16 protein-coding genes are annotated in these 25,719 nt (G+C 62.3%); 2 read left to right on the forward strand and 14 right to left on the reverse strand.

From position 1 onward, the window contains the following. Nucleotides 1-184: 184 nt before the first annotated feature. A complete protein-coding gene (locus AC1D1L_RS30935; protein ID WP_477345160.1) occupies nucleotides 185-703 on the forward strand; it encodes a DarT ssDNA thymidine ADP-ribosyltransferase family protein in 519 nt (172 codons plus the stop codon). After that, entirely contained in the window at nucleotides 696-1,409 is a 714-nt protein-coding gene (locus AC1D1L_RS30940; protein WP_477345162.1) for a DarT1-associated NADAR antitoxin family protein, read from the forward strand. Before AC1D1L_RS30935 ends, AC1D1L_RS30940 begins: the two co-directional genes overlap by 8 nt. A 313-nt stretch (nucleotides 1,410-1,722) precedes the next feature. Here the strand turns inward: AC1D1L_RS30940 and AC1D1L_RS30945 are convergent, their stop codons facing one another. The 14 genes from AC1D1L_RS30945 to AC1D1L_RS31010 all read right to left on the reverse strand — a co-directional run bounded on the left by AC1D1L_RS30945 (nucleotide 1,723) and on the right by AC1D1L_RS31010 (nucleotide 25,634). After that, nucleotides 1,723-2,709 (reverse strand): hypothetical protein, encoded by a 987-nt coding sequence (locus AC1D1L_RS30945; RefSeq protein ID WP_477345164.1) that lies wholly within the window; start codon nucleotides 2,707-2,709, stop codon nucleotides 1,723-1,725. Between the two features lie 288 nt (nucleotides 2,710-2,997). Next, complete coding sequence (locus AC1D1L_RS30950; protein ID WP_477345166.1) at nucleotides 2,998-6,390, reverse strand: UvrD-helicase domain-containing protein; 3,393 nt, start codon at nucleotides 6,388-6,390, stop codon at nucleotides 2,998-3,000. Continuing rightward, the gene (locus AC1D1L_RS30955) at nucleotides 6,390-9,044 is read right to left on the reverse strand and encodes a PD-(D/E)XK nuclease family protein (protein ID WP_477345168.1); all 2,655 of its coding nucleotides are present in this window, start codon (nucleotides 9,042-9,044) and stop codon (nucleotides 6,390-6,392) included. The genes AC1D1L_RS30950 and AC1D1L_RS30955 overlap by 1 nt, the downstream gene beginning before the upstream one ends. A 210-nt stretch (nucleotides 9,045-9,254) precedes the next feature. Then, nucleotides 9,255-9,695, reverse strand: coding sequence for a ubiquitination-like system serine protease family protein (locus tag AC1D1L_RS30960; RefSeq protein ID WP_477345170.1), 441 nt, complete (start codon nucleotides 9,693-9,695; stop codon nucleotides 9,255-9,257). Continuing rightward, a complete protein-coding gene (locus tag AC1D1L_RS30965; protein ID WP_477345172.1) occupies nucleotides 9,692-10,864 on the reverse strand; it encodes a ThiF family adenylyltransferase in 1,173 nt (390 codons plus the stop codon). Before AC1D1L_RS30965 ends, AC1D1L_RS30960 begins: the two co-directional genes overlap by 4 nt. Then, on the reverse strand, nucleotides 10,839-11,594 hold the full coding sequence (locus tag AC1D1L_RS30970) for a multiubiquitin domain-containing protein (protein ID WP_477345174.1): 756 nt from the start codon (nucleotides 11,592-11,594) through the stop codon (nucleotides 10,839-10,841). Before AC1D1L_RS30970 ends, AC1D1L_RS30965 begins: the two co-directional genes overlap by 26 nt. Nucleotides 11,595-11,676: 82 nt before the next feature. After that, on the reverse strand, nucleotides 11,677-15,078 hold the full coding sequence (locus AC1D1L_RS30975; protein WP_477345176.1) for a UvrD-helicase domain-containing protein: 3,402 nt from the start codon (nucleotides 15,076-15,078) through the stop codon (nucleotides 11,677-11,679). 1 nt (nucleotide 15,079) lies between these two features. Continuing rightward, nucleotides 15,080-15,658, reverse strand: coding sequence for a hypothetical protein (locus tag AC1D1L_RS30980; protein WP_008878447.1), 579 nt, complete (start codon nucleotides 15,656-15,658; stop codon nucleotides 15,080-15,082). Beyond that, nucleotides 15,655-16,512: a DNA-binding response regulator gene (locus tag AC1D1L_RS30985; RefSeq protein WP_477345179.1), complete on the reverse strand. Its 858-nt coding sequence runs from the start codon at nucleotides 16,510-16,512 to the stop codon at nucleotides 15,655-15,657. The genes AC1D1L_RS30980 and AC1D1L_RS30985 overlap by 4 nt, the downstream gene beginning before the upstream one ends. After that, the gene (locus tag AC1D1L_RS30990; protein WP_477345181.1) at nucleotides 16,509-17,588 is read right to left on the reverse strand and encodes a nucleotidyl transferase AbiEii/AbiGii toxin family protein; all 1,080 of its coding nucleotides are present in this window, start codon (nucleotides 17,586-17,588) and stop codon (nucleotides 16,509-16,511) included. The genes AC1D1L_RS30985 and AC1D1L_RS30990 overlap by 4 nt, the downstream gene beginning before the upstream one ends. Beyond that, complete coding sequence (locus AC1D1L_RS30995; RefSeq protein ID WP_244440123.1) at nucleotides 17,585-18,385, reverse strand: DUF6088 family protein; 801 nt, start codon at nucleotides 18,383-18,385, stop codon at nucleotides 17,585-17,587. Before AC1D1L_RS30995 ends, AC1D1L_RS30990 begins: the two co-directional genes overlap by 4 nt. Before the next feature lie 124 nt (nucleotides 18,386-18,509). Then, nucleotides 18,510-21,143, reverse strand: coding sequence for an AAA family ATPase (locus AC1D1L_RS31000; protein WP_477345183.1), 2,634 nt, complete (start codon nucleotides 21,141-21,143; stop codon nucleotides 18,510-18,512). Continuing rightward, nucleotides 21,140-22,264 carry a metallophosphoesterase family protein gene (locus AC1D1L_RS31005; protein ID WP_477345185.1) on the reverse strand — a complete coding sequence of 375 codons (1,125 nt, stop codon included), beginning with the start codon at nucleotides 22,262-22,264 and terminating at the stop codon, nucleotides 21,140-21,142. The genes AC1D1L_RS31000 and AC1D1L_RS31005 overlap by 4 nt, the downstream gene beginning before the upstream one ends. Nucleotides 22,265-22,277: 13 nt before the next feature. After that, nucleotides 22,278-25,634, reverse strand: coding sequence for a DUF3320 domain-containing protein (locus AC1D1L_RS31010; RefSeq protein ID WP_477345187.1), 3,357 nt, complete (start codon nucleotides 25,632-25,634; stop codon nucleotides 22,278-22,280). Nucleotides 25,635-25,719 lie beyond the last annotated feature (85 nt).

The following is a 25,719-nucleotide window of genomic DNA, read 5'->3' on the forward strand; positions in this document are numbered from 1 at the left end:
CGTTATGGAGCGGCCATTCACGACGATTCGAACCCTAGCTGGCGATTGAGAATCCTCTTCACCGTATAGAACAATTGAGGAACGTCGCCAATCTGAACACCTTGGCGCGCATCATGGCTTTTGGGTGTCGACTGCCCTAAGATTCCCGTGGGGTAGGCCGCTCCCGGCCAGCACGGAGGGGAATATGGCAATTGATTCAATCGCGAAAATTCCGCGGCTTTATCACTTCACTGATAGGAGCAACCTGCCGTTGATCCGTGAGTTAGGTGGTTTATATCCAATTGCCGAACTCGAACAAAAGGCCATCAAAGTGCCTGCGCCGGGAGGCAATCAAGTGAGTCGGGATGCCGATGCCAAGAATGGCATGGGGAAATATGTGCACCTATGCTTTCTAGATACCCATCCAATGGAATATGTGGCGCGGCAAGATGGACGGATCAAGAACTCGATTTTCCTGCGAATACACCCGTCAGTGCTCCAGTTCAAAGGAGTCCAATTCACTCCAGGAGTTTCTAACAAGAACGGCGTCGAAGCGGTGCCAATTGATCAGTCCGACGCCCTGATCGATTGGGAGGTACTGTACACACGTATGGAGTGGAAAGACCCTGAAATCTATCTACGTCGCCAACGGGCCGAAAAGTGCGAGGTTCTAGTGCCCTGTCTCATTCCTCTTAACCTGATAGGAAACATCGGCAATGGCTGAGAGACCAATCTTTATTCCTGCGACCGAGGACGAAGGTTACGTCACGCGTTTGGATTTCGAAATTCCGTGGGCTGGTGGCTTCGCGGAGGTTCAGAAGAAGAAGAACATCCGGGCGCTTCACGATGCCGCGAAGAAGGCTGGATATGCCCCGCTGCTAGAAGTGTCGAGCAAGTCCGACGAAATCGCCGGTCGGCATCTTAGCGCGTTTCACCTGCGCGTGATGACCAGCATCGGCGAGATACCGCTGGAGAACGCCTTTCAGGGAAGTAAGGTATTCGAGCGCGGTGGCCCGTACACCGATCTGTACGAGGTTGAGCCGCGCGATGCGAAGCGCGACCCACGACTCCGCGATTCCGGCGCACTGGTGGGCTTCAAATTCGATAGCTTCGAGTTCCCGCTAGAACCTATGACCGTGTTCTACGATTGGCTTTATCTCCATGCCATCTTTCCCCACCGTGTATGGCTCAAAAATCGAGTGGACGGCGAAATACAATATGCCGGGTTCACGGACATAGAGTTCAACCCCAGCAAGTCAGTCAATTGTCAGGCGAAAACGTGCGCTCTGTTCGTAGTGCTCATGAGGGAGAACAAGCTGGAGCGCTACCTGAAAACGCCCGAGGTTTTCATTGCCGCGATGGCTGCTCATTCGCTTCGGCCGACCGAGCATCAACCTCATTTGAAGCAGGCCAGACTCAGGGTCGGCTAGGAGGCGGTATGCGAAATTTGTTCCGCTAGAGCAGCAAGACCGACGCAGAGGTGGGGCATTCGATCCACCAGATACACGAGGAAGCGTCTTTGTAAGCGCCGCAAGCTGAGCCTCCACTCCGCCGCGATCGAAAACACCGCCACGAGGAACACTGAGAAGGTCTCAACCAAATCTCGAAATCCGTTTGTGATCGTCCAACTTTCGAAGTCGCGAACGAACGCTTGGCTAGTTTCGACGGTCACTACCTGCGGCACGATAATGAACTGCGCGTTGTCATCTTGAACGTGCGAGACAGGAGGGTCGATGCGCGCGGCTACAACGTATCTGCGAGCCGGTTGGCCACCACGCGGCCCAGGAGTTCGGCAAAGCGGTTATTATCCTGAGCCATCTTCCAGAAATTCACGAAACGGCAGACGAGCTGAACATTGCCGATCGAATAGTGGCCGTAGCTGTCAATCCGGTCTGGAGAAACAAGCATATCGCTATCGCAATCGTCCTGCCCATGCAGATGCATCGTAAGGCCGGTGATGGCGCATTTCCCCTTCTGCTCCTCGTAGAGGTTGGCAAGATGAGCCTTCATCTCGGCCTCGGAACAATGGAGTTCCTTGTTCTTCAAGGTTTTGAAGACCTTCTGGCCATTCGAATTCGCAACGGCGCCCGTGATCGAGAGCATGAGGTTTGCGAGAGTGAGCTCATGCAGCGACACGCTCGATCCGAGGGTCTTCCCTTTGTGCGCTCCGAGGCGTTCTTCCCACTTTGGGCGCGAATGCCACGGAGTGAGGTCACCTCCGTCGATGAGCGCCTGTACATAGCCTTTCATATCCGCATTGGCGACGCTGAACATGGCTGCCATTGAGGAGATATAGTCCTTCGCGACGGGATGGATCGTCTTCCATGACAACGGCTTTTTTTTCTTGTCATGGCGGGACCACTTGGTGACAGGCTTCGCGAGCATAACGCTGTCGGGATCGGAGTGATCAAAAACCGGATCGGCACTCGTCGTCTGGGCCCAATAGAGACTATCGCTGTTCTTGTCTCTGTGGAGCCAGAAATCGCCTTCGCTGCGCGTCAGGTCGTTACCTCGATTGAACCAGAGCGTCGCCCGACCTTTGACGTCGGCCTCTGAGTCGTCTTTGGCGGCGTCAGCTTTCGTAACCTCCAGATAGCTATCGTAGTCTTCTGCGCGCCATGGATCAAAATAGGTCTTGCCAAATTCGAGGGCTACGAGGCTCTCGCTGAGGCACCGAGACCAAAGGCTGTTTTCGTTCCCCGTCATGATGACATAGATTTTGCCTGCCAAATCGCTCCCCCAAATATACCCAGTCTTCATGCCTTTTACCGACGGCGTACTGAGGCCCGGTTTAGCCGACCAATCAATCCATGCTAATGTATCTGTTGCTTTTCAAGTCCGCCGTCGTGGGGATCTGCGACAGAACTCAGCCAATCAGTGAGATCACGGCAGCCGGTATTGAGCCTTTGCATTCGCCAGAAAAAACGGAGAGGAGGCCGGCAGATCGTCGATAGCGGCGGGAAGCCCATCAATGCGTCGACCGTCGCTAGACGTTGATGGCATGCACAGTCCCTCCGATCAAGCCGCCATCGGCTGGGCTGTCGGCCCGACACCGATCACCGCACCTGTGGTCATCAGCACAATCAGACCGCGCTCGGCTCCGGTCATGTCGAGATAGGCCCGAACCTGTGCGCGGTAGTGGTCGAGTGTCTGGGGATCGGGCGCCACATCGCTCTTCCAATCCACGACGACGGCGGGACGGCCTTCAGACGTCAGAGTTGTGGCGTCCGCGATCCCGGCCGTTGCCGTTTCCGCCCCGTCGGCCGCATACGCGGCATAGACGGGAAATTCGGCGAAAAGATCTGGTCGTAAGACCACGATGGCGGGTAGTGCCAGGGTCCGGACAACACAGCCCGCCAGCTCTTCGGCCGATAGTCCCGTAACCGGATCGGCGACCGGAGTCCGGCCGAGGGCACGGATGAGTTCGGCGGCCCGTTCGGCAAGGGCGGCCTCGGCCTCATGGGTTTCGCCGGTTAGCACCTCTTCCATGAGCTTGTGTAGGATCAGTCCGCGTTCGCGGCCTCCCTGAACCAGAACAACGGCTTCCAGTTCGGGTGGCTGGTCATCAGCCGATCCGGTCCAGATCCTGGCCTCGTCTTCCTGCAGCATGGCTCCGGCGGCGTTCTCATCGCGGCTGGGCGCAAGCCAGATCAGTCGCGCCTGCCGCGCGGCAATGGCTTCGGCTTCCGTGGCGAAGATCGCGCGAGTCTGGGTATTGGCCGCTCCGGTGCCAGCCGTCGCGACGTCGGCGGGCAGATGCGAGAGATCCAGGCCGGGGAGTTCGGCCAGCGACAGATCGACGAGACCGATCCAGGCGGACTTCGACGGCGTTGTGTCGAGCCGGGGCAGGACGAGAAGTTCGCGGGCGCGCGTGGCGGCCACGTACCAGAGCCGTATGCGCTCCCGATCCAGCTCGTCTTTCTCAGTCTGCCGCACGGCTTCGTAACCGTCCGGCGCGACGCCCAAGACCGGGCAATAGAAGGTGTCCGTCTGTCGGTCGGTGATCGCGCTGTCGGGCGCCATAACGCCGGTCATGGTGTTGACCGGAATGACGATCGGCCATTCGAGCCCCTTGGCCGCGTGCATGGTGAAGAGCGCGATGGCTTCTTCCTGTGCGTCGGGCCGGCCCTCGACGGCGCGCGCCTCGTCGGCCCAAGCTGCCGTCATCGCCTCGGCAAAGGCGCGGAGGCCGCGCACAGCGTAGCCGGTCGACAGGCTGAGATAGAGATCGACATTGGCAAGCGCGCGTTCGGCCTGACCACGATGGCGCTCAAGGAGGAGAGGGCGCACGCGCATCATATCCACGGCCTGAGAGAGCAGTTCGTGCGGGGTCGTGCTGTTGCCGCGCCGGTAGAGCGATTGCAGTCTCTCGATGATCTCGCGTGCGAGCGGGTGCGCGATGGCAGCAGGATCGACACTGAGGTCGAGGCGCGGAATCCGAGTAGGTTCCTCCTCGGAGCGCGGCAGGCCCCAGACGACATCCAGCAGCTCTTCTTCCGTGAGGCCGACCAGGGGCCCGCGCAGCAGGGCGCCGAGCGCGAGCGTGTCGCGACGATCGGCGAGGACGCGCGCCAGCGCGATCAGGTCCTGAATTTCCTGGCGGCGAAACAGTCCCTTGCCGGCCTGCGTCGCCACCGGAATGCCGCGGCGTTCCAAGGCTTCCTCATAGCGCCACAGATCCGCGCCAGTCGGCGCCAGCAAGGCGATGTCGCCCGGCTGGCAAGGGCGTTCCGCTCCACTGCGCCTGTCGATGATGGGGTAGTTGTCGATCAGCCGGGCGCACAGATCGGCGATGGCATCGGCCTCCGCATCACGCTGCTGCTCGGCGCTGGCCTTGCCGTTTTCGTCGGCGACCGCGATGTCGAGGGCCGCCACGCACAGGCCGTCGCGATCGTCGTGGAACGGGTCTAGGGCGGAGAAGCCTGGCTGCCCGTCAGCCGAGAGCACGGCCTCGAAGCGCTCGTTGACGAAGGTGAGGATCGAGGCGCAGGAGCGGAAATTGGTAGAGATCGACAGGAGGCTGTCGGGGTCCTGGGCGCGGAAGGCGTTGCGTGCCTGCACATAAGCACCAACATCGGCGCCCCGGAAGCGATAGATCGCCTGTTTGGGGTCGCCGACCAGGAAGAGCGCTCCCGGCCGGATTCGGAACCGCGTCCAGTCGTCATCGCGATCGGCCGGCTCGCCGCACAGCCGCCAGAAGATCTCGGTTTGCAGTGGATCGGTGTCCTGGAACTCATCGACGAGCACATGGGCGAAACGCTGGCCCAGTGCGCGGCGTACGGCGTCATGATCGCGCAGCAAATCGCGCGCGGCGAAAATCAGATCGTCAAAGTCGAGTTGGGCGCTTGCACGCTTGTGGTCGCGATAGCGCTGCAGGATCGGACGCGCTTCTTCGATCAGCGCCTTCAGACCCTGACCTGCCGCAGCCTGGAGAAGCGAAACCCAGGCGTCGCAGCATCCAGTGTAATGGGCGTCGGCGGCGTTGTTCAGCCGGTCGCCGTCGGCCTTGGAGAGACCGGCCTGCTTTGCCGCGGCGAGCCATTTGCCCTTCTTGCGGTAGGAGGCGAAGGCACCAGCCTTGGTGCACAGGTCCGGGTGTGGACGCGAGGTCAGGAGCCGGACGAGGCCCGTGGGCGTTGCGGGATCGGAACCGCTCGCCAAGGCGGTTGCCATCTCGGTCAGCCACTCGACGATCACCACCGTTTCCGGCTCGGCCGCCGCCGTGGCGCCCATGAAACCCGCGAAATCCGCCGCGGCCCGCCGGAACGCCTGCAGATGGTCGTCAAGCGGCGAGACGGGCGGAGCCATGAGCGTGCGGCGGCGGCGCAGATTCTCGGCAATCTTGTGGAGGAGCGCCACGGTTTCACCGGGGCTGTGCAACACCATCTCGGCAAGAACGCCGCCCTGGCTGCCGGACAGGCTCTCGCGCAGCCAACCGTCGACAATTTCGAGGAAGGTGAGATCGGCCTGGTTGCGATCCATGACGCTGGCGCCGGGATCGATGTCGGCCTCCGCCGGATAGGGCTTGATCAGGCGCTGGCAGAAGCCGTGGATGGTGGAACAGGTGATTTCGTCGATCGCGGCGCTGGCTGCAGCGAGATTGTCGCGATGGGCCTGGGTCAGCCCATCGGGCAGCGCCACGCGCAGTTCTGTCGCGATCTTGCCAGCCGAGAGGTCGGCGACGAACTCACGGACACGCGACAGCAGCTCACTCGCGGCGAGTTCGGTGAAGGTGACGGTGGCGATGGAACGCGGCGAGACGCCCTCTGCGAGCATGGCGGCGATGCGGCCGGCCATGACGGCTGTCTTGCCCGAACCCGCGCCGGCCTCGACCAGGATCGAACGATCATGAAGGCTGATCGCATCGCGGCGCGCGCCGTCATCCTTCAGCTTCTTGGACAACTTGCTCATTATTCCACCTCCCAGACCTGAGCGACTTCGCCAAGCCGTTCTGTCGCGGCGGCCATCTTGCGTTTGTAATAGGTGGCGCTGGCATTGGCCGGTAAGGCGAAGGCGAGGTCGTCATAATCGCCCCCGGTGTCGGGGCCTTGCAGGGCCGCACCTCCAGCAAGACTGGTCCTTGCCGCGCTGAGATAGCCCGTAATCTCCGCGAGCACGGCCTCGGGATCGTCGAGCTGCAGATCGACGGGCTCGCGCGGGTAGAGCAGCGAGGCGCTGATGGCGACGTCGTCGCCGAGGAGCGCCTTTACGGCGAACGCGTAGAGGCAGCGCTGAAGCTCGCGTCCGCCGTTGAGCCGGATGTCACCCCGCGGCGGGCGGCCGGTCTTGTAATCGCGGACAAGCGCGCGCTTACCGTCGCCCGAGATGTCGAGCCGGTCGATATAGCCGGCGATGTTGAAGCCGGTGTCGGGGATCGTGACGGGCGCGCTCGCATCCCACGGCGTCTTTGCGTCGGATTTTGGTGCCGAGCCGCCGAAGGGGACTTCGCCATAAGCGCGCGCGCCGGGCAAGACATCGTCGCCATAGGACAGGGCGCGGCCAGCCATCACGCGGGCGTCCTCGAGGCTGCGGCCCCAGATGACGGCGGGAGGAAGCGGACGCTCGCTTTCCCAATCGGCGGCGACCGCTTGAGCGGCACGGGCCACCGCCGCTTCGACGGTCTCCGCGCCGGCGGATGCGAGTCCGTCTCCGGCTTCGAGGTCCCTCAGCGCACGGTCGAGAACCATGTGGACAAGATCACCGGTCCCGAGCGCGTCGAGCACGAGCGGTTCGGCGGTGCTGTGCGGTTCGCGCCATCCGAACGCATAGACCCACACGAAGCTGAGAGGATTGCGCAGCAGGCGGCGAAGCGAGCTGGCCGACTGGGTGCGACCAAGGATGGCGAGCACCAGCGGATGGTCCGCGCGCACGAGCCCGTCATGGGGGGTGATCTGCGACTGCCGCCAGTCGCGCCAGCAGCCTTGTGCGCCGATAGACTGCGGATCGGCGGCGAACTCCTCAGGCCGGGCCATGAGGCGGTCGGTCTCACTGAAGGCATGAACCGGCGTCGCGTTGCGGCGAAGGTAGGTTTCATCGCCATGTCCAGCGAGCAGCGGGCTGCGTCCCAGGAGGCGCCCGTCGCTGTCGCGCCGGGCACGAGAGAGGACGACTTCAGCAGCCGTCGTTGCGAGGATCGTCTCGAAGTCGCGGCGGTCGGCGAGATTCACCGGAAGCGGATCGACCACGGAGGTCGGGATGATGTGGTCCGGGATCAGCCGGTCCTCGGCAAGCCCTCGCGGCCAGCGCGAGGAATTGAGCCCGAGGAGCCGAATGAAGCGGCGGGGCGACGCCGCGAGCGCACTGGCCGGCATCCAGGCGACAGAAACGCACGCTTCCAGTCCGTCGTCCCGTTTCAATGTCTGCAGTGTCGCGTCGATCGAGGCGGCGGGGCCGGCGAGCAACGCCTTGCGCCATATTGCGAGCGCGCGGCCCTTGAGGAAGACGTCACCGATCTCGCTGGCGGCGTCCGGTCCTTTTGCCAACGTCTCGACCGCTGTGCGCAGCGCCGCGGCATGGTCCGTGCCGCCGGGCCAGTCTTCCGGCGTCAGCCGGGCCAGCAAGCGGTTCCAGGCGCCGGTCGTCGAGAGCGGGGCATCTGCCGGCAGGACGCGCAGCCAGCCTTCGGGCAGCACCTCGAAAGGGCCCGTGTCCCGGCACAGCGCCGCGAGGCGCCGTAGGCGCGACTGCGACAATCCGCGAACGACGATGTCGGCCAGCGCCGCAGCCGCCTGCCCCTCGCGGGTGGTCACGGTTCGGACGCCGTGGACGAAATGCAGGTCGATATTGGCGTCGGCGCGCAGGGCCAGGAAATGATCGTCATACTCGGCGGGAGACGTGGTCGCGATGGCGATCTCGGATGGCGACACGCCAGAGGCGAGCAGGCGCCGCGCCCAGCGCATCGCTTCGATGGCCTCGTGATAAGCCGTCGCCGCGCTCACAGCACTGATCTCCGGCGTTTGCGCCGGCGCGCGTGAAACGGCAACGCCGGTGCCTTCCAGCCACGCGGGAACGCTCCTGGGGCCGGCCGTCCACTGCACCGGGATCTGCGCGGTGAGGGCTCGGAGCAACGGCCTCCAGCAGGGCGAGAGTTCGGTCAGGCCGATGATTTCCATCGGACCGATGATAGCCGGCGCATGGCCGACACGGCCGGTCGCCGCGGCGACGATGTCGACAGGGCGCATCATGCCGGCGGGAAGCTGGTCGAGGACCGCAGCTTCCAGGCGTGCGATGGCCTCCAGGCGCAGATGATCGACCGCTCGCGCAGCTAGGTCCATGCCCGCGCGCCACGCCTTGTGCAGGGTGCCCGCAGCTGCGTCGATCATGCCGGGCAGCGATTTGATGCTCTCCAGTTCGCCCATTGGCGTTGCCGGCAAGACGGCCTGGATCGCGGCGCTCAGGCTTTCATCATCAATCGGCCGGACGAAACCTCCGGCGAGCCGCACCGCCGCCTGCTCGAACGACATGACCTGCAGGCCATGTCGGCGGTCGCGCGCCGCCGCCAGGCGGCCTTCCCGCATGGCGAGGCGGCCGTGAACGACGAGGGTGGATCGGCCCGAGATGGCCATTGGGGGGGCGCCTCCTTTCGAGGTCAGTTCTCATTCGGGCGCCGGCCCAGGGCCGGCGCCGCCGCGCGCGTGACTGTTGCGTTGCGATATTTTCTGACGGGCTATTTTGTGAGAAGTCTGTCAAACCCGTTCATGAAAGCTATCTATAGCAGGCAAACACTAGAATTCCGGGCGAGATGCTCTGATGGAATGTAATCCACAAGTTTATCGTTAGAATCGACTGGATATCCGGTTCCAAAGGCGCTGCCAGAAGCCTGGTGCCACCTTGGGCGGAACGGGTTGAGCGGGAGGTTCGGCCATGGGCGGCTGCCCGTAGAAACGAGCTTTGGCGGCGCGATCACGCCGACGCTCGGCGTCCACTTGCTCGTCGCTCCAGGGGCCGGCTTCGACCACCTTGCCGCGGTCGATCACATAGTGCGACCGGCACGGCAACGTCCAGTTGCCGATCGACGGATAAAGCGAAATGGTCTCACCGTCGAACGTCATCTTCCAGTCCGTGGGCGTGAACGGCGTGACAACTTCCTCGCCGCAACCGCAGCAGCAGCTGTGGGCCGATGTCGCATATTCCATCGACACGTACAGCACGCCTGTCCCAAGGCGCTCGGGAATGTGGTCGACGAAACGATGCTCGAGTCGCTTGTGGCGTATCACGTGAGGTCCCCATTGATCAGCATGTTGCCGTCGGTGGTGTAAGTGCAGTGATGCTCGCGCTCGAGGTCTCGGTAGAAGCCGCGGATTTTCTTCCACTTCACCACGGCAAGGACAGCATTGAGGGCATTGAGATCCGCAACCTGAATGTTGGACGCATAGATGTCTTCCTCGCCCCCACCGGCGAATGAAATGCGCTGAGGCACATGATCCCGCTTCTGAGGCGTGCTGGCGGTCACCCGCAGGATGCCGCCCAGTGATCCTTCGTCGAGCTCAAGGCCCATGCCGACATCGATGAACGCAGCGCCGGTCGCCTCGAGCTTCTCGACGATCAGCCGCTTCGCATCGCTGGCATCGAGCGACAGGAACGCGAAGGTAACGCCGTCGAGAAGGTGCAGGTTATCCGGCCCGAGCGCCACGTCATGCGCCACGATATTGCGATGCATCCGGCTATAGATATCCTTCAGATATTCGACTTTCTTTGGCGCTTGTCGCAGTTCGTCCAGGCTCGGAGCGCCCGGTGCCCGAAACGCGTTGTGGGTCAAGAACTCGTCGCTGTCGAAGAGGCGGATCTCGCGAACCGGCGTCTTGGCGACGAAATCCAGGATGTAGCCGCCAGTGCCGCCGACGCCAATGATGGCAACCCGGTCGCTGGCCAGCCGCTCGGCCAAGGCGCCGATCCCGACACGGTCGGAGGCGGTCTCGACATAGTTGAAGACGCTGTCTTCCTCTGCTTCAGGCTCACGGATGGTGCGAGCCGTCATGCCGGGGTTCAGCACCGCGGCCGGACCGGCGATGATGTTGGCGTAGCTGGTCATCTTGTGGTGATAGTCGGCGTAGCCCTCGGCCGGTTTGCTTGAGAAGGCATGCGTCGCCTTCAGGCCATGTCCGAGATCGAAGGCGCCGGTTTGGTGCGCGATGGCCTGGATGGGCGACCCGTCGGCGTGACACGGGAAGTCGCCATCCCAGTGGGCAACATGGGTGTCGGGCTTGCGCGTCCGGTCCCCGGCCAGTGTGAGGCTGGAGATCAGGGTGCCAATGCGCAGCTGCCGCTGTGCATCGACATAGGGCACCTCGCGCATGACGAGATATCCACCGCGCTGCTGGACGAAGTAGCCCTCGTCCCTCAGCCGCTTGAGGTCTGGGTTAAGACTGAACAGTGCGTGTGACATTGAACACGGTCCCCTTTTTCTTGACATCGACAGAGCCGCCAGCCCCGAGCTCACCGGCGTGCGGCGTTGATGCCGCGTGGCGGTAGGTCATCGAGAACACGACGTTGGGCTCGTGCTGGCCCGGAAAGGCGAGATGGACGATCTGCTCGAACGTGACCGTGTCGTCGTTCACCGTGCGCGGCCGCGAATTGACGATGATCTCGAACGTTGGCGGCCGCTTCGGCGCGGTGATGAAGCGCTCGATGCCGGGTTCGGCCAGATCGATCAGGTCCCCATGTTCGATCTGGCGATCTTCGCCGCCGGGAACTTCGAGGAAAACGCCTTCGCCCTCGCCAGGTTTGGCCAGGCTATAGAGCACCGCGCCGCTGATAACGGGCTTGCCCCAGCGCAGCTCGTCGTCGTTCAAGGCCAGCTTGAAGTCGCGATCCGTCAGGAAGGCGACGAACCGCTCGGCGCCGTGCTCGCGCAGATCGAAGGGTTCGTTCAGCCGCACATCCTCGAAGTCGCCCGAGGGCAGGATAGCGAAGAGGCTGTAGCCGTCCTGAGGGTCCAGGGCGCCGGCCTCGAGCAGCTGACGGCCAAGCGGCACGGGATCGCTCACCTGACGGGACAGGAAGTTGAGATCGCCCTGGGCGAGGAGGAAGCGATATCCCCGCGCCGGACGCAGAGACCGCCCTTCGCGCAGGGCGTCACCGACGTCGTCGTAGTCGAGAAGTTCTTCAGTGTTCATTGCGATTGGTCCTTAGGTTGGGGCCGGGGCGGGGCCACGGCTCTAAGCGACCAATCGGATTGAGTTTCGCCGACCGGTAAGGTCAGGCGAACTTTTTTTGCAAGGATCCGTCGGGTGTCGGTCCGCAGATGAAGAAAGCCGGGCAGTTCGGACAGGTGCGCGATGAGATTTCGGCCGGGAACCGTCCAGCGCGGATGTCGCCAAGAAACTTTGAAAGCTTGTCCGTGCGTCCCTTCAACTCGCGGTCTGAAAGGGAAAGCTCGGATGCCTCGCCGTCGGAGAGATGGACGAGCTCGGCAACAGCGCCGGGATAGGCCTGATTGACCGCTAGGATCAGCGCCGCGGCGCCGACATCCTTGCTCTCGGCCGATCGCATGTGACCCGTGCGGACGCGGCGCACGGCGCGGATACCGTCAGGCCGCATCAGCACCTCGTCCGGCTCGACGAGGATCTCTTCGCCGCCGAGGTTGATACTGACCGCCACAGGCGCCTCAGCGATCGCTCCTGCGCGGCCCGACAGAAAGAAACGCAGCATCGCCAATGCGAGATCGCGGAATTCAGCGCGGTAGCCATGCTCCCCCAGTCCCTCACCGGCAAGCGCTGCATCGGTTCGATCAGTGAGTTCCTGCTCGGTCACAGGCAGGTCCGACGCGATAACCGCCTTGACTACCGAGCGAACCGCCTCGTGCAAGTGCATAAAGGCCGTAGTGGTTCGGCGCCCACCGACGTGCAGGACATGGGTGTAGAGAAAGCGGCGCGGGCAGGATTCATACAGAGCGATTTGCGGAGCTCCGAACTGCAGCCGTCCCTCGACGATCAAATCGATGCCCTGCGCTTCCGCCGCCATAGGAAGCGGTCGCGCTGGCACGACCGAGCCGCGCGTCAGGGTGGCTCCGAGACGGTCGAGGAAGGGCGACAGCGCACGATTGTAGCCGTTGCTCTTCTCGGTCGGTGCATAAAGGATCAGGCGATCGCGGGCGCGCGATTGCGCCACATAGAACAGGCACTCCTGCTCCTCGGTCTGGCCCGCGCGGAACGCCTCCAGCGCGTTGCCTGCGGCCCCCGCGATCATGCCGTCGGGCGCCGGACAGGGCGGCGCCGGCGGTGTGCGCGGGATGGTGTCGCTGTTGAGCCCCGGAATATGGACACCGCCGAACTCCAGGCCCTTGGCACCGTGGATGGTCATCAGCCGCACGGCGTCGAGATGCTGGGCGGCTGCCGGAAGCTGACGCAGGTCGCGATCGTCGCCGAGACGGACAAGCCTGCGCACCCGGTCGAGCACACGGGTGATCGGCACGCCGCGGCCGGCCGGCTGGACGCGCATGAAGTTGAGGAACTGCCAGATCGCGATGCCGCGCGTACGGTCGGCGAGCTCTGCGGATGCGCCAAGGCGCGCGACCATGCGGGTACGATCAAGCAATAGCGTCGCGAGCACGGTCCAGGGCGAGGCTGTCTGGTCGAAGCCGTCGAGCGCAATCGCAAGCCTGGAGAGTGCCTGACGGCCGGCGTCGCTTACGCCGGGGATCGCATCCACCTGCTGGAGCCAGGCGCCCGGCGCGTGGTCGGCTGCCCGCAGGTGCTCAAAGATCGCCGCCACGTCAGAGAAGGAAGTTGTGAAGTCGGGCCAGCACGCGATACGCAGCAAGCCCATGGCGCGCCGATCGACGAGAATGGACAGCAAGGCCAGGAGATCCTTGACCTCGGCCCGCTCGAACAGGCTGCCCAGAAACAAGACGGGAACACCAAGCCGTTCGAGATCTCGCCCGATCGTCGACAGCTTCTCATTGCCGGTGCATAGGACCGCCTGGTCACGGTAGGCAAAGCCCTCACCGCGAAGCTGCTCGATCGCGTCTGCAAGAGCAACTTGCTGCTGATCGGCCCGCTGCACAGTCCGCAGTTCGGGCTTTTGACCTTTGCCGTCGCGATGCGCTTCAAGGCCGCTGTCCGCATCTCCGGCGCACATGGTAGTAGCGAAGCTAGAGAAGCTTTCGACAATTTCTGGCACCGAACGATAGTTGCGCTTCAATCGGCCGCGCTTGCCGTTAGCGAAGTCCTCTTTGCCGAACCGTGCCATGTTGAAGGAAGAGGCGCCGCGAAACCGGTAGATCGACTGCTTGGCGTCACCGACCATCCAGAGATTTCGGCCATCTGGGCGCAACGCATGCAGCAACCGCACGCTGCTGCGGTTCACGTCCTGATACTCATCCACCAGGACATGGTCATATTGCGCTTGTAGCGTTGCACAGATGGCGACGTCCTTCTCGAGCAGTTGCACCGGCAATGCGACAAGGTCGCCGAAGTCGATGCAATGTGCGTTGCGCTTGAGCTGTTCATAGGCGGCGTAGACGCGGGCTACCTCGCCGGCGCGTTCAGCGACGTCGCGCGTATCGGAGTCCCCGGCTTTCGCAAGTATTGCGCCGGCGAGTGCGGCGTAGGCTTCGGCGTCGACCACCTCGTCTTTTGCCCGGGAAACGGCGGCCAACATGTCGGCGATGATCTGGGTTGGATCGTAGAGATTGCGGTAATGAGTAAGCCTCAGGCGCGGGAACTCCTCCTCGAGGAACTCGGCCGCCTCGGTCCGATCCATCATCCGCGGATCTTTCGGCAGGCCGAGTTCTGCATGGAAACGACGGATGATATCGAGACCGAATGCGTGGAACGTGCCGATCCACATCGCGGCGGCAGCCTCGGGTCGCTTGCGGGCGATCCGCTCCGCCATCTCTCCCGCCGCCTTGTTGGAGAAGGTCAGAAGCAAGAGGCGCCGCGGATCGACACCCTCCTCCAGAAGGCCTTCGACGCGAGCGATCAACGTCTGCGTCTTGCCAGTGCCAGGACCCGCCTCAAGCAGATACGCCTCGCCGCGATGAGCCGCCGCCGAGGCTTGCAGCGAATTCAGCGGCCGCTCGATATGCGTCGCCTCCGTCACAGGTGGCACTGGCGGCAGCAGCAAGGCGTCGAACAGCTGTTGCGCGACCATCTCGAATGGCGCGCCGAGCTTCGCGGCAATGGCGAACGCGGAGAGCCCTTCGTCAATATGAAGTGTGCGGACCAGGGGGCGCGGTAGCAGCAGCTCGCGTGCAAACAGGTCCATCTGCACCTCACGGCGTTGCCTGCGGCCATAGTCGACAACCCGATCCATTCCAACCGGCGACGGCTCTGCGGCGCGGCTGGGATCAATCGCCGGTACTGGCTCGCCCTCAGGATCGTCGCCGAGTTCGGCATGACCAATCTCGTGGGCGACCAGGAAGGCTTGCTCGAACCGCGAGCCGACATTCTCGTGAAGGATCAGATCGTCGTCGGTGACGAAGGTCGCACGGCCGCCATTGAGGACGGCTGCCCCAGCGGCCGTCGGTTCGACATCAATCCCCCGTCGCCTGGCCTCGGCGACAGCAAAGTCATAGGGCGACCAGGGATCGGCGCCGGAAGCAACCAGGCGAGCATGAAGCTCGGCGGCGACTTGCCTGGCGAGCTCCACGCTGTCCATTTCAATCCGCCTCTGCCAACAACCGGGCGCGCTTCTCTGCCGGGACGCCTGCGTCGATCAGCACCTGCTCGAAAGTGACCTGCCCGCCGATCGCGGGCTTGCCGTCGGCCTTGTAGCTGCGCCCGGCGGCCAGCTGCGCGGGGCCCCAGGACAATTCCAACTGTGTGACCGAACTGCTCACCTCCTGGGCAAGCCTGCCGAGAAACCGTCGCGGGATACTGATGAAGGAGATCCGTCGCTCGCGCAGCGCGGTCACGACCTGCCGGGGCACGTCAAGACGCAGGGCGACGGCACGCCAATCGGCGACCGTAAGCGCCGCGAAGGGGTCCGTCATCGGCGCCGGCATGGCCGCCGCGTGCTGCGACCAGGCAGCGTCGAGGAGGGCCTGATCGGCAGCGGTCAGCGGCGCGTCATCGTCGTAGACTTCGCGGCTAAGCTCGCGCGACAGGTCAACGAGCTCTTGGGCATATTCCGGGTAAAGCCGCAAATAGCGCTCCAAGGTTGACCGGCCAGGCTCGCTCTCGACCGCGAACGCGTCGAGCACAGACTCGCGGGTTGGACGTTCTCCTGCGGGGCTCACCGCTCTTCTCCATCGGCCATGGCGGCCCGCAGGGCGGCGAAGGCTTTGTCGCGATAGGTTCGGACGGTCTTTTCCGAGCGGCCCAGGGCCTTGGCGATGGTCATGACGTCCGGCTCCTTTGAGTCGATGGGGAAGCCCTGTCTCAGCATATGAATGATCCTGCTTTGTTCTATGGGTAGAGCCGCAATCGCCGCATCCAGGCGCAACCGGTAAGCCGGATCGTCCAAATCCGACAAGGTGAACGGGTCGTGAACCCCGGCAGCCTCCTCGACTTCCGGTGACAGCTCACCGCTTTCTTCGTCGTATTCGAGTGGTCGGGAACGGTTCTCGTCGCGCCAGGCCTGTTCCTGGGCATCGCGCCGCAGACTAGCCAGCGCGCCGTCGAAACGCACCTCGAAGTAGTCGACCTTGTCGACATAGGCGGCGCGATCCGCCGACAGCAGCTCGACGAAGCGGCCGAACACCTTGTCGCGCACGACCCCGCGCGTCAAAGATTCCGTCTTGCCATCAGGGCTTTCCGCCCTGGACAAACTACGCATTACCCGTTCAGTCAGGATCCGATAGAGCCGCTCAAACCACATCTCGTTGTTGTCTTGGCGGCTCGCGCGGATGAAATAGACGAGACATTCGCTGGGGACGTAGGCTGGGTCGGAGCGCTTCCTTATTGCAGCCCTGGCGATCAACTCGTCACGCGACAGGGCCGCCAGTTCGGCGATGAGCGCTTCTACCCTCTGGTCGCGCTTGTAGAGTTCGCCGCTGAGGCGTCGCTTGCGCAGCGGTGTTACTGTCGCTTGGCGCGTGCGCTGCGGTTCTGCCCCTTGCCCTGCACCGGCAGCTCCCTCAAACTGGTTCATCGCGCCGCCTCGCTTTCAATATCGCGCCTCTTGTTCAGACGCGTCTCGAGCGAGCGGATGCTGTCGAGCACCGCCTCAAATCCCGGAGGATCGCCGAAGATCATCCCCTTCATGGCTCTGTAATCGATGCGCAACTGTTCGATCATGGCGTCATGCGGTGCAAGCGCGAACGAGCCAGGCACGGCGCTCGCGAGATCGAAGTCCGGTCGATCGAAGAACATCCGGGCATGCGCGACGCAGTCCGCGCCGAGCGCGCTGTTAGCGATGGCGGCGTCGCCCACCGGCGTCGCGGCGAGTTGGTGCAGATCATAGTAGTGTCGAGACACGCGCTGGCCGCCCCCACGCAGCTCTCCTCGCTTGTCGAACCAGCGTCGCAACCCATGGAGGATGACGATCTTATCCCAGAAGGTGCGCTCAGGGTCGACCGTTCGCACGGCCGGCACGGTCAGGTCGAGCGCCGGCAGATCATCATCGACATAGGGTTTGATCGGCACTTCGCTATTGGGGTCGAGCGCGGATTTCGCGCCAGACTCGATCTTGATCGCCGCTCGCACATAATCCGATCGCGGCGTCGCCGCTGGATACCAGATCAGCAGCGTCTGCCCATCGGGATCGGCATCGTCGGCGTCCACCCGTCCCGCCCCGGTATCGAGGCCGGCGGCCTTGAGCCTTTCTTGCAGGATCAGAGTCAACTCAGCGCGCAGCGGGCCGTTGATGTAGGCTTGGCAGGCGTCCTTGATCGCATCGAGGCGCGCCTTGCGTTTCTTACCGCTCAGAGCGTCAAGCTCCTCGATGGTCGCCGGTTCGCCAATGTCGTCCCGAAACACCGTGACGTCGATATCCTCTGAGAAGCGGTTGATCAGACCGAAGCCTTTGGACAAGGAGGTTCCGCCCTTGAAAAGGAGGCGGGGTCCTCCCTCTTTCAGTCCATTGAACAAGGCATCCAGCGTCCAGCAGACCCAGAAGTCCTTTTCGATATTCTGGGATGCCGTGCCGAGGCGCAGCGCCGTCGTATCGAAGGCGCTTAACATCGTGTCCGACCCTGCCGCGAGGACCTCGTCGAAAGCCGCATTCATGTCTTCGCGGTCCGGGTTGCGCCGCGCTTGGCGGTTCGTGTCTTGTCGGCAGAGTGCGGTTTCGGCTTCCGTCGGCCGATGGCTGCGTGATCGTCGTCGCCGTCCCTCGTTCGTTGTCGCTGACGATCATGATCAGCATCGGCACCAGCATGATCATCATCACCGACATGCCAACGACCAACGCCAGCGTCGTTTTCGACAAGCGGCTTGAGAAACACCCACATCCAGGTCGGCAGCGCCGTCATACCCGCAGTGATGTCAGCTTTCAGCGGCGGGCCGGCAACGGGATCCTCGAAGAGTTTGGCGAGCTTGCGCTTGACGTGATCACTCTCTCCTTCACGGACCAGGAGATCGCGGAGCCAGTGAAGCGCCTGGACGACGCGCATCGCCGGTCGCCCGGCCCAGAACAGCTTGCTGGCCGCGGTCGGACGGAAGGTGATCGTGACGTTACCGAGCTTGATCGCACGACGGCGGGCGTCTGTGTGCACCACGATTTTTGCGGGGACCGCGTCGGTCAGGCCCAGATCGTTTGCTGCGGTCATGCCATCGACAAGCATCCGGGTTTGGTCGCGTCGACCAACGGCGTCGATGACCGAGCGCGGATCGGGCGGGTTGGTTTTTTGGGTGAGCTTGTTGAAGCCAGGCTGATCGTAGAGCCCTCGATCGATTCGCCTGAGGGTTTGCGCCTTCGTCAACCGCTGCAACGCCTTATCGACGGCGTCCCGCGATGCGAGATCCACGAAATCACTCGGCGTCCACACCTTGCGCGGCGCGTCGGCACGGATGCGGTCAAGCATGGCTGTCTTCAGATCGGGTGAGTCGCTGCTCATGTCCGAAAATTGTAGAGGTTTTTCGGACGATCAACAAGCAGCCTGTCCGAAAGATATATACAAATTTCGGACAGAGCCATCTCATCCCCGCTTATGACTTACCCGGTTGCCAGTCGCTCATCTGCAAAATGTTTCCGCCGAGTTTTGCGAACGCGCGTTGGCGGCAGGAGAAAACGAGAATCTGCTGATCGCGTGATTGACGATGCAAAGCGTCGAACATGCGCTCAATGCGATCGTCATCGGAATAGACCAACGCGTCATCCAGGATGACCGGTGTGGGGCGCCCGTCGCGGGCGAGCAGACGGGCGAAGGCCAGCCGGGTCAGAACCGAAAGCTGTTCTCGCATGCCGCCACTCAACCTCTCGACATCCTCGTCCTGACCATTGCGACGAACGGTCTGCGGCAACAGTGTATTCTCATCGAACACTATGGAGATGTCGTTGAATAACAGTCTGAGTAGCGGCCGCAGCTCGGACATGACGGGCTTAAGATATAGATCGCGTGCCGCCGAGCGTGCAGCGCCCAGCGTTGTGCGCAGCCGGTCAAGAACGGCCTTTTCGATTTCGAAGCGTCCCACTCGCTCTTCAGCGACTTCCAATTTTTCCCTGGCCTCGCGCCAAGCTTCTTCCACCGCGTCGTCGGACCGAGTGCGAATATGGCCATTGAGATCGGCAAGAGTCACACGCAACTGACCTGCCTCCTGAGTGGCGGCATCCTGAACCGAGCGGGCACGGCGCAGAACGGCCTCGGCGCTGGTGAGATCGTGAGCGCCGTCGCGCAGGGGCGCGGCGCGCATTTCGGCCGCTTCGCGCAGAGTTTGTCGTGCGTTGGCCTCGATAAGCAGCAAGCGCTCCTTTTCCTCGCGTGCTGCTTCAGGTCCCAATATGACGTCGAGGCTGGTCAGTTCCGCCTGGATGGTCACGTAAGCAGTCTCCGCGGCCATGACAGCCTCGTCGGCATGGCTGCGCAGGGGCAGGGCCTCGCGCACGTTGTTGCGTGTTGTCGTCACACGCTGCTGAGCTGCTGCATGATGTTGTCGGATCTGTTGCGAATCGACCTTAAGTTCGAGGTCCCCGGCCGCGAGGGCACTCAGTCGGGCAAGCTCTTCGTGCAATTGCTGTATTCCCTTGGGCGCGAGATCGCCTAGCCGCTGACGCGCCAAGCCCAGTTCGGCGGCCCTGTCGCGCGCTTCAACCAGGCGCTGGCGTGCCGTCATGAGGCTGTCGACACCAAGGACCACAAGCAGGCTGTGGTGCTTCGCTTCGGCTTCTTCGATTGTCCGGTTGGCTTGCTGGGGCCGATTTGAGCGCAGGGTCAAAGCTCCGATGCTGGCAATATCGATGCGCACGGTGCCAGCAAAGCTTTGATCTTCTGCATGGGCCAAAGGCTTGGCATTGATGGTCACCAAATCGGCGGCGCCGTCCCGGTATTCCATGCGTAGCGTCGGCAGGGTTCCCAGTTGCGCTGCACGAAGGCCGGCAAGGTCGATTTCGAGCGCTTGGAGTTGCTCGACAGCCTGTTCCGGCACCGTCAGCATAGCTAGCGCTGCCTCTCCGTCTTCGATCTGGGTTCTGGCGACTTCGGCTTGTTTTAACCGGTTGTGTAGGCTGGCCAGTTGTTCGGCCGCATCGCGCGCCAAGAGGGTCGCATCCAGCCGCGCGAGCAGTTCGCGAGCTTCGAGCTCTTCCTGTTCGGCTACTTGAACTTCGCCCATCGCTTGTTCGTTTTCGGCAATGGCAGAAGCGCGCCGATCGAGAACCTCCCTGCGGCGAAGCTGCGCAATCGTCGACTGCTCGCGCAAATCCGCGGCTCTTTTGAGCGCGGTCCGAAAACTATCGAGGGCCTGCTTCGCTGCGTCGTGGTGAATTACGGCCAGGGCAGCTTCCGCTTCAGCAGCTTTCAGGGCTTCGCTGTGCGACTTGGCGGCCTCGACGGAGGCTTCGGCGGCCGAGATACCCTCCCGCCGGATAGCGCCTTCTTCGGGGTTTTCAAGCTCAGACAGACGTGCCAACGCCATGCGCCGCTTGTCGAGTGCATCGCGCAGACCGGCAACTTCGGCGCTGAGGCGCAGTTCCTCTTTCAGCAGCTTGTCACGCTCATCGAGCGCCGCTGCATAGAGACCGCCGCTCTTGGGACGCAGCGTTGACGTAACCAGGCTATAGAGTTCTTCTTCACATGCGGCGGCGATTTCGGCCATGCGTCGCCCGCCGGTCAGGGCTTCAACTTCCCCCTGAACCGAGGACAGTAGGCTTTCGCGTACGCGTTTTTCGCCATCCTCCTCGCTTTTGCTGCGCTTTTCGATGCCGGTGACCCCTTGGCGAACCCAGAGCAATCCTGCCGGTCCTGCGGTTCCGCCGTGGATTAGTTTGCCGATAAACGCTTCGGCCTCGTCCGCTTGAGCCAACAGTCGCCCCCGATCGAGGTCGATAACGCTGGCCAGCTTGCCTCCATAAAACTGCTTGGTAAGCCGATATCGTCCTTCTGAAGTGGTGATGTCGGCCTCCACCACCGGATTGCCCCCACTATAAGGCCGCAGCAGTCTTACGCCTTCGGGCGTCGCGGTGTGGGACTGGAAAAAGAGTGCATGGAGTGCTTCGAAGAAGGTTGATTTGCCGAATTCATTGACTGCGCAAAGCACGTTGACGCCATCGCCTATGTTCTCGATAGCGACGCCTTGCCCAGCGAACCGTTTGACGTTGTGGAGCCGAAGGGCTGTAAGTTTCATGATCCCATCGCCTCGCAATAGCTGAACAGCCGAACCAGTGCTTCTCGCGATATGTCGCGTTCGACAGTCGACCGCCTTTCGTCGGTGCTTTCATCCAACAGTGCCTGCGCTGCCTCGCGAAGGGCACCGGAGCGATCGATCCGATCCAAATCGCCGCTTTCGCAGTCGGTCGCGAGCCCGTTCCCTTGCAGCTCCAGATAGGCGTAGTCGGGCGCGGCTGCCGCGACCGCCGCTTCGAGGGCGGTTCGTCTGCTTACCCGTACCCGGCCAGACGCGACAATTCGCAGCAAGGTCTGACGCCGCAAGTCTGCCGGTGGTAGCAACGCGTCAAATGCCGCCGCGCTGTCATCGCCAGACAGCAAATGCAGTGAAGCGGTTTTCCAGGAAAAGCTGGCTGTTTCGACGGCTACGATCTCGGGCAGGGCGCCAGGCCCAGCAATAGAAACGACAAGGGCCTGACCGGGTGTATCATGCTTGAAACGGTCAGGTTCGGGCGCACCGCTGTAGCGGCTGCGCTCATTGATGGTGACGGCCCCGTGCCAGTCGCCAAGTGCCAGATAATCGAGGCCGGCCTTGGTCGCGCGATCTGGTGCAATGACATCGGACGCTGCTGAATCTTCGGAAAAATTCTGAATAGCGCCATGAGCAAGGCCGAGCCGGATGGCGCCTTGCGGCGTCGCGGCGCTGTTCATCCACTCGGTAAGGTCGCGACCGGGTCTGCGGGTGGTGCACGGTGCAGGCAGCAGCGCCACGTCCGCAGCAATGGTCAGGGTTTCGGGCCGGGTCGCCAGTATGACATTGTCCGGCACAACGCTACCCGCAGCGCTCCACAATTGATCAGCTAACAGTGAATCGTGGTTGCCAGGGAGCAATATCCAGCGCAAGGGCGCGCTCTGGCTCATCTCGGCAAGGGCCTGCCGCACCATCGCTGGTGTAGGCGTTTCGGTGTCGAACGTATCGCCGGCCAGAAATATCGTGGATGCACCATGGACGCGTGCCTGTTCTGCCAGCCGGCTGATCGCGCTATGGCGCGCTTCACGGAGCCGCCCGCGCAGATCCTCCGGCATGTTGCCGAACCGCTTGCCTATATGAAGATCGGAGCTGTGGATGAGACGAAACATGGAGTCTCCGAGACTATGTCGATGCCAGGTAGCGCCGGGCGCGATCGATGGCCTCATCCAGCCGGGAGCGTGATATCGCCGCAAGTCGCTCGACGCCGAGCATACGTGCAAGGTCGAGAGCGGGATCCGACTGTTCCAGAACGTCTTTGTTCGCGACGACGACAGCGGCTAGCTCGGCGATTGGAATGTCGGCAATGGACCGGCGGGCAAGGGCGTCAAACGGCATGCGATAATCAAGCAGATCGACCACCGTCCCCTTCTTCCATAGGAAGCTGCCGCTGGATTCTTCAGTTCTATCGAAATCACGGAGATGCAGGTCGATCCGCTCCCGAATCTTGTTGCCCGTTCTGAGCCAGCCATGCGCCCGTGCGATGCGCTGCGCAAGGACGTCTTCTCGCAGCGGGCCTTCCTGTTCGATCACCGCGTCGACCATGGTCCGCAAAGTGCCTCGGTAGGCGAAGTCGTAAAAATGATCCGGGCTGATAGCGAATGCTGATAGGTCAGTGAGGCGATAACGGCCGCCCATCGGTACGGAATCACGCGTCGAATTCGCGGCAGCGGGCAAAACTGCTCCAGGTGCTGATGGGTGCTCTACCGTCGCGACGGGAGCGGCGACAAGCTCTGGCTCTGATATTAGCGACAAGTTTTCAGTTTCGCCGATCGATGCAAACTCTTCGGCTGGCAATGGGTCTATGGGGTCGACCTTATGTCCCATGTCCCATTGGATCGTCGCTTCACTTTCCTGTTGTTCAGCTTGCTTGCGACGGCTTTCCTCGAGCAGTGCGGCCAAGCTGGCATGAAGCCTCTCGGTGCAACCTTCGAGATCAAACCACCAATCGGTTGACCATACCCGGACGATGTTCCACCCGAGGCCCCGTAGGACCTGCTCGCGGACCTTGTCTCGATCTCGCGCCGTGGCAGAACTGTGATAGGTCGCGCCGTCACATTCGACCCCCGCCAGATAGGCGCCGGCGAGATCGGGATGCCTAATCCCTATATCCACTCGAAAGCCAGAAATGCCAACTTGTGGAACGATGGTCCATCCGCGCTTCTCAAGCTCGGCGGCTACAGCCTCCTCGAAAGGGGATTCCAAGGTCCCGACCGATCCGCGTTCCTGCGCTGGCAATGCCACGGCACCGCGCTCGGCAAAATCGAGGAAGGTTTTGAGATGCTGTACGCCGATTGCCTTGGTCCGGTTGGGGTCGATCTGGTCGGCGGTAAAACCTGAAAATACTATCAGTTCCTGCCGCGCACGCGTCACCGCGACATTCAGCCGGCGTTCGCCACCGTCCCGATTTAGCGCGCCGAAATCCATGCTTCGCTTGCCGGCGTTGTCTTGCGAGAAAGTAATCGAAAACAGGATTATGTCGCGCTCGTCGCCCTGGACATTTTCCAGATTCTTGACGATCGCGGGTTCAATACGATCGTCGGCAAAGAACCATTCAAGCTCCGGCTCCGTCTGTCGCGCCTTGTCGAAAAAGTCGAGGATGAGCGACTGCTGTTGCGCGTTGAAGGTGATGACTCCGAGCGTGGGTCGGTCCTTTTCTGGAAGGGTCAGCCAACGCCGCATCCTGCTGACCGCCTCATCGGTGACCGCTTGGGCTTCGATGCGGTTGGTGCGACTTTTTCCACGAACGTAGATGCCGGTCGTGATTTTTCGCAGCTGCACCGCCCGATCTTCCACCGTTGGGGAAGGGAAGGTGATGAGCCGATTCTGATAGTAATGATGATTGGAAAAGGCGATCAGCGACTCATTGCGGCTACGATAATGCCAGCGCAGGTCACGCACCGGAATGCCGGCCGCTTTGGCTTCGTCGAGAATGCTCTCAAGATCCTTTTCGTGCTCGATGACTTCCTCGTCCTCCTCGTTGCGGCCAAAGAAATTGGTTGGCGGCAACTGCTTGGGATCGCCTACGATTATGGTTTGATGGGCTCGCGCGATAGCACCGACAGCGTCCCAGGTGGTGATCTGCGATGCCTCGTCGAAAATGACTACGTCGAACAGCGCCTGGTCGGGAGGTAGGTATTGAGCGATTGAAAGAGGCGACATCAGCATGCAGGGCGCGAGCTTCGCAAAGCTCGACGGCATGGCGCCGATCATCTCGCGGATTGACCTGCTGGGCCGCTGCAATTCCATCTGATGACGCAACAGGCCCAACTCGGAATTGCGAGGGACGCTTTGCACAGCCGGCAGACCATGAGCGATGGCACTGATGACACGAAGGCTTGCCTGAGCGCGGACAAGATCATCGATTTCCCGGAAATCTTCGATGGCATGCTCGTGTTGGAAGCGCCGGAAATCTCGCAGCACCGGATCGGCATCCAGTGTGGCCGGCAGCCACCAGCGTACATAGGCCAGGCGGAACGCGGATTGAGCTTCGGTTGGTCGCACTAGACCCGCCTCGATATCGTCGACCAACGCTCCCAGATTCTGACCGACAGCTCTGCGACGAATGCCGCACCACGAAGTCCAGTCCCGCAGAAGATGACGGGCAGCGAGCAAGTCTCCCATCGCGGTCGTCAATTCGGTCAGTGGCTTATCATGTCCTGCCCACGAAGGCGTCTTTCCAGCGGCGATCGCAAATTGGGTTCTCGCAGCCTCGAATGCCGCAGAAGCCGCAAGGAAGCGGGCTGCCCCATGGCGCATCGCGCTATCTGCTGCGCCGCTTCGCAGGCTCGGGGCGGTTGCCTGCAGGAGCGCTCTGAGATCCTCCGTGCCGAGACCGGGCAGGCGTAGCGTCTGTCGAAGCCTTTCGGCGATCGAGAGTATCTGATCGATACTATGGGTGTCGGTATCAAGTGCAGCAAATCCGATCGGCTTGCCAGATAGGATGTTGGCTTCGACAGTGGCGCGGCGGTCCTGCATCACGCGCAACAGCGGCAAGTCGTGCTGAGGATCGGCGACGCCCTCTGTGACATAGCCTTGAAGCAGCTTCTGGACTTTGCGTTTGCCCAACTGACTGTTTGGCCAGAACGCAGAAGCGGCCTGTTGCCATTGCTGCTCTATGTCCTCCATTCGTATCCGCGCAACGGCTGCCTCGTCATAGCGTGCCGACAGGTCCTTGCGAGACTTGCGATAGTCTCCGATTGCATCATTGAGAGTCGCAAGGGCTCCCCGCAACTGGGCGAAATCTCGATCAAAGACAATGCTGACGTCATAGCCGGCACTGTCCTGGAGTGCCGCTGCTAGTTTTCGCAGCGCTTCGAGCTCCGCTTTTGACGCATCGCCTTTTGCGCGCAGGCCGATGCTCACCAGGAAGGCGTCAAATGCGGTCGCYAGAACCTCGGACGCACTCTTGAGGGTCTTTGCCCCTTCGAGCAAATTGTCCTGCCAGCCTGACGTCCACTCGGTGACATCTACGAAACGCAAGACCGGTCGCATCTCCACTGACTGAAACGCGAGACCTGTTTCGGCGGCAATATGCTCCAGCGCCAGCCGGCTTGCCTCGTCGTGG

The organism is Mesorhizobium sp. P2_D6, from assembly GCF_056404315.1.